Raw genomic sequence first — 5571 nt, forward strand, 5'->3', positions numbered from 1 at the left:
ACGGGCGACCGGGTGCAGCGCGAGCGCGCGCACCCCGGTGCCGTCCTGACGCGCGTCGCGAGCAGCCATATCCGCGTTGGAACCTTCCAGTTCTTTGCTGCGCATTTCGGCGCCGACCATGTCGAGCAGTTGGTCCATTACAGCATCCGGCGCCATTTTCCCGACCTAGCGGATCACCGCAATCCGGCGCTGGGGTTGCTCGATCGGGTTGCGGGCCTTCAGGGCGAGCTTGTCGTGCGCTGGCTCGGTGCAGGCTTCATTCACGGCGTGATGAACACCGATAATGTCGCCATCAGCGGCGAGACGATCGATTACGGCCCCTGCGCCTTCATGGACCGTTTCTCGGTGAATACGGTCTTCAGCTCGATCGACGCGAACGGGCGCTATGCCTATGGCCGCCAGCCGCAGATCATGCACTGGAACATGGCGCGCTTCGCCGAGGCGCTGCTTCCCGCGATCCACCGGGTTTCGCCGGACGATGTCGATGCGGCGAAAACCCTCGTCGATGCGATTCCCGCCCGGTTCCGGGCGATGTGGCATGCGCGCATGCGCGTGAAACTGGGGCTGGGCCAAGAGGATGCCGACGACGGCAATCTGATCGACACATTATTTGACGAGCTCGAAAAGCAGAATGTCGACTTCACATCCTTTTTCCGCGCGCTAGCCATGCTGCTTCGCGGTCATGGCGCGATGCTCGAAGCCCTGTTGCCGACGCCCGATGCGATGGCGCCGTGGATTGCCGACTGGTGGAGCCGCATCGCACAGGGGGATGCGAGCCCTATCGAACGCGCGGCGGCGATGGATGCGGTGAATCCACTCTATATTCCGCGCAATCATCTCGTTGAAGCGGCACTCGCTGCAGCGGAGAGCGGCGACCTGACATCCTGGACCGAGCTTTTGGAGGTCGTCCGGAACCCTTTTGTCGCGCGTTCCGAATGGGCCGCATATGCACTGCCGGCGCCCGCGGATTCCGCCCCGTATACCACCTTTTGCGGAACCTGATCCCCTCCCTTCCAGTCCGCTCCGGCGTCGCCGCCGTTGCTGTTGAGCGATTGTGTCCCGCCTGTTAGGGAGCGGCCCTCACAGGACAGAGGAAGAGATGCAGTGGCGAACGCCCCGGTGAAAATTGCAGTTGTCGGTACCGGCTATGTCGGCATTTCGAATGCCGTATTGCTTGCGCGGCACAACCGCGTCGTCGCGCTCGACATCGACAGCCGCAAGGTCGACCAGATCAACGCGCGCATCTCGCCGATTGCCGACCCGGAGATCGAGGAGTATCTGGCGAACCGCGAGCTCGACCTTGTCGCGACTACCGACAAGAAAACCGCCTATGACAGCGCCGATTTCGTCATCGTCGCGACGCCGACCGACTATGATCCCGATACCAATTATTTCAACACGGGTTCGGTGGAAGCGGTCATCGCCGATGCTCTCGAACTGGCGCCCGGCGCGCTGATCATCGTCAAATCGACCGTCCCGGTGGGCTTTACCGAGCGGATGCGGGCGGCGCACGCGACCGACGCGGTCGTCTTTTCACCCGAATTCCTGCGCGAAGGCCGCGCGCTTTACGACAATCTCAACCCGTCGCGCATTGTCGTCGGCAACACCCATCCGCGCGCTGCAGAATTCGCGCAGTTGCTGCTCGCCGCATCCGACAAGCCAGAAACCACGGTCCTGCATACCGGCAACACCGAAGCCGAGGCGATCAAGCTGTTCGCGAACACGTATCTTGCGATGCGCGTCGCCTTCTTCAACGAACTCGATACCTATGCCGCGATGCATGGTGCCGATTCGAGGCAGATCATCGATGGCATCGGTCTCGACCCGCGGATCGGCCAGTTCTACAACAATCCCTCCTTCGGCTACGGCGGCTATTGCCTTCCGAAGGATACCAAACAGATGCTCGCCAATTACAAGGACGTGCCGCAGAACCTGATCCAGGCGATCGTCTCGTCGAACACGACGCGCAAGGATTTCATCGCGTCCGAAGTCATCAAGCGCAATCCGCGGGTCGTCGGCATCCACCGTCTCGCGATGAAAGCGGGATCGGATAATTTCCGCGCCAGCAGCATATTGGGCGTGATGAAGCGGCTGAAGGCCAAGGGCATCGAGGTGATCGTCTATGAACCTTTGGTCGAGGACGACCGTTTGTTCAACTCGCGGGTGATCCGCGATCTTGCGGCGTTCAAGGCCGAAGCGGACGTGATCATCGCGAACCGCGTCACCGATGACCTCGTCGATGTCGCGGACAAGGTATACAGCCGCGACCTTTTCGGCGCCGACTCCTGAATTTCTCCATCGACGCAACTCGCCGCACCGCCGGGAACTGTCCCATTGACGGAGAGTTAGCTTATCAAACGGGGAGAAACGGGTTGCACAGCCATATCTCGCAAGCCACAAGTGCGCATCGGTGGCCAGCAGATGCAAGAATCTGAAATTTCCCGCTTATCCCCATGGCGCCGATCTTCGCGGATGCGGCCGCTGTTGATTGGCGCGACGTCGGTTCTTTGTATCGCATGGGCGGGCGCCGCCCAGGCGCAGCAGGTCGAGCCGCCGAGGGTCGTGCGGACCGTCGAAACCGTAAACAGCGAGCCGATCGCAAAGCCTTCGCAGCCGCCGCCCGACGTGGTGCTGCCCGAAGTGGCGCCGATCATCGAAGACGAGGAATTCGAAAAGGCGATTCCGCCGATCAGCGCCGAGGATGACCCCGAGCTCGATCGCCCGCTCGAATCGATCGCCGATTTCGAACGGCGACAGACAGCGGAAGCGGCAAAACGTGAAGCCGGAGCGGCTAATACGGGCGAGGCGGCGGTCGAGGCGCAGCCGCCCGTGATCGATGGCGTGCCGGTGCCGGCGCTCGCCGACGGCGATGCGGTCGAGGCGATCGGTGACGCGCCGATCAGCGACAGCGAACTTGCCGCACCGCTGCCGCCTCTCGATAATTTCGATGTCGAGCCGGTCCAGTTCGTCGAAGCCGAGGATGACAAGGAGAATGCGAGCGTCGCCTATACGGTTCAGGTGAACGGTCTGGCGCTGGCGGACGACAGCACCGATGTCGATCTTGCGGACCTTTTCGGGGACCTTTCGGCGCTCTACGACGGCGACGGCAAGGCGGACAATGCGGCGATGATCCGCGCCCGGCTTTCGGCCGACGGCGAGCTCATGCAGCGCATTCTCGCATCCGAAGGCTATTATGACGCGGTGGTGGACACGCGTATCGACCGCGGCGAACGCGAGGAAGGACAAGAGCGCCAGCGCCGGTCGATCACCGCGGTGATCGATGTGAAACCCGGCAAACGTTACACGCTGTCCGATATCGTCATCGAAGCGGCGCCGACGGTACCGCCGACCCTGATCGCCGACAATTTCCCGCTCAGCGTCGGCGAGCCGATCGTCGCGCAGCGCATTCAGGGCGCAGAGGCCGCGATCGCGCTCAAGCTGCCCGAAGAGGGCTATCCCTTCGCCAAGGTCGGGCAGCGCGACATTTTGCTCGACGGCGCGACGGGCGACGGGGTCTACACGCTCCCCGTCGATATCGGGAAACGCTCGCGTTTCGGCGGGATCGAAACGACGGGCGACCTTGCCTTCGATGCCGAACATGTCGCGGTGCTGGCGCGCTTCAAGCGCGGTGACCTCTACGACAGCCGCATGGTCGATGACTTGAGACAAGCGCTCGTCGCGACCGGGCTCTTCGCCTCCGTCGCCGCCGAACCGCAGCCGACGGGCGAAAGCGCGGGCGATGACACCGAATATGTGACCATGCTGGTCACCCAGCAGGCCGGCCCGCCGCGCACGCTCGCTGCAAGCGCGGGCTATGGCACCGGCGAGGGCATCCGTCTGGAAGGCAGCTGGACGCACCGCAACCGGCTACCACCCGAAGGCGCACTTATTTTCCGTGGTGTGGTGGGGACACAGGAACAGGGCATCGGCGCGACACTACGCCGGTCGAATGCCGGACGCCGCGATCGCACCTTCGAACTCACCAGCGAAATTTCGCGCAGCAATTATGATGCGTTCAACGCGATTACGGGCCGGGTAGGCGCGCGCGTCAGCTATGATTCGACGCCGATCTGGCAAAAGAAATTCACCTATGCCTATGGCGTCGAACTGATTGCGACGCGCGAGGACGATTATGATTTCGCTAAAGGTGCGCGAAGCTATGACTTCTACACCATTCTTGGCCTGACCGGACAGGTCGGCATGGACCGCACCGACAGCTTGCTCGATCCGACCAAGGGTTTTCGCATTACCTCGCTGATCCAGCCCGAAGGATCGCTGGCAGGCGGATTTTCGCCCTATGCGCGAACGCGGATCGATGTCAGCGGCTATTATCCGGTGACTGACAGCATTGTCCTGGCAGGACGCCTGCGCGTCGGTTCGATCCTCGGCGCCGCGCGCGAGCGCCTCGCGCCCTCGCGGCGCTTTTATGCCGGCGGCGGCGGCTCGGTGCGCGGTTTCGGCTTTCAGGAACTGGGGCCGAAAGATCCCAACAACGATCCCATCGGCGGCCGCAGCGTCAACGAGGCGGCGGTCGAGGCACGCTATCGTTTCGGCAATTTCGGCGTCGTAGGCTTCGTCGACGCGGGGCAGGTCTATCGCGGATCGACCCCGACCTTCGACAATCTGCGCTTCGGGGCCGGCATCGGCGCGCGCTATTATACCAACTTCGGTCCGATGCGCTTCGACATCGCGACGCCGATCGGCCGCAAGCCCGGTGAAGCGCGCGTCAGCGTGTATGTCTCGATCGGGCAGGCATTCTGATGGCCGACGATACGCCCGTGGCGACCGAAGCTGCCGCGCCGCCGAAGCCGCGCTCATGGCCGCTCGCCATCCTGCGCTGGATCGGTCTCGGTCTGCTTGGGCTCGTCCTTCTTTTCGCGTTGTTCCTCGTCGGGCTCAACAGTGATGCGGGTCGCCGGTTCGTGACCAACCAGATCGAGAAATACGAGTTCGAAAATGGCATGAAGATCGGCATCGGCCGGCTCGATGGCTCGCTCTATGGCCGGATGATCATTCGCGATTTCACGCTTTCAGATCCCAAGGGCGTCTTTCTCCGATCCCCTGAACTCCGTGTCGACTGGCGGCCGTTCCGCTATCTCGCCAATCATGTCGACGTCAAATCGGCGACGGCGAAAACGCTGGTGATGGAGAAAATCCCGGCTTTCAAACCCGTACCGGATACCGGCGAGCCGCTGCTGCCCGATCTCGACATCGACGTCGGGCTTGTCCGGGTCGACCGCTTCGTGTTCGAGCCTGCGGTGGCGGGCGAGCGGCAGGTTGCGACACTCGGCGGCAAGATCGCGATCGCCGACCGCCGCGCACAGGTCACTGCCAACGCCGAAACCATTGCTGGCGGCGCGGGGCAGGGCGACACGCTGAAGCTGCTGCTCGACGCCGTCCCCGAGGCGAACAGGCTCGCGATGACGCTCGACGTGACCGCCCCGCAAGGCGGGGTACTCGCGGCGATGGGCGGGTTCAAGGAACCGCTTACGGCCAAGCTCGACGGGCGGGGCGACTGGAAGGCGTGGAACGGCAGCCTGACCGCAGAGCTGGGCGCGGCGCCGCTCGCGC

The 5571-nt window shown here is 63.3% G+C and carries 3 protein-coding genes and 1 pseudogene; all 4 read left to right on the forward strand.

Features of this window, described 5'->3' with window-relative positions:
• Window positions 1-1002: protein adenylyltransferase SelO family protein (locus tag VN047_RS15660; protein WP_325544260.1), on the forward strand; the 1002-nt coding region annotated here is incomplete at its 5' end.
• A 117-nt stretch (window positions 1003-1119) separates the two neighbouring features.
• Window positions 1120-2289, forward strand: coding sequence for a nucleotide sugar dehydrogenase (locus tag VN047_RS15665; RefSeq protein ID WP_325544264.1), 1170 nt, complete (start codon window positions 1120-1122; stop codon window positions 2287-2289).
• A 183-nt stretch (window positions 2290-2472) separates the two neighbouring features.
• Window positions 2473-4761 (forward strand): autotransporter assembly complex protein TamA, encoded by a 2289-nt coding sequence (locus VN047_RS15670; RefSeq protein WP_325544262.1) that lies wholly within the window; start codon window positions 2473-2475, stop codon window positions 4759-4761.
• A pseudogene (locus tag VN047_RS15675) lies at window positions 4761-5571 on the forward strand (hypothetical protein); the annotation flags it as partial. The gene VN047_RS15670 and the pseudogene VN047_RS15675, both read left to right, overlap by 1 nt.

The organism is Sphingopyxis sp., from assembly GCF_035565275.1.
Lineage (GTDB): Bacteria > Pseudomonadota > Alphaproteobacteria > Sphingomonadales > Sphingomonadaceae > Sphingopyxis.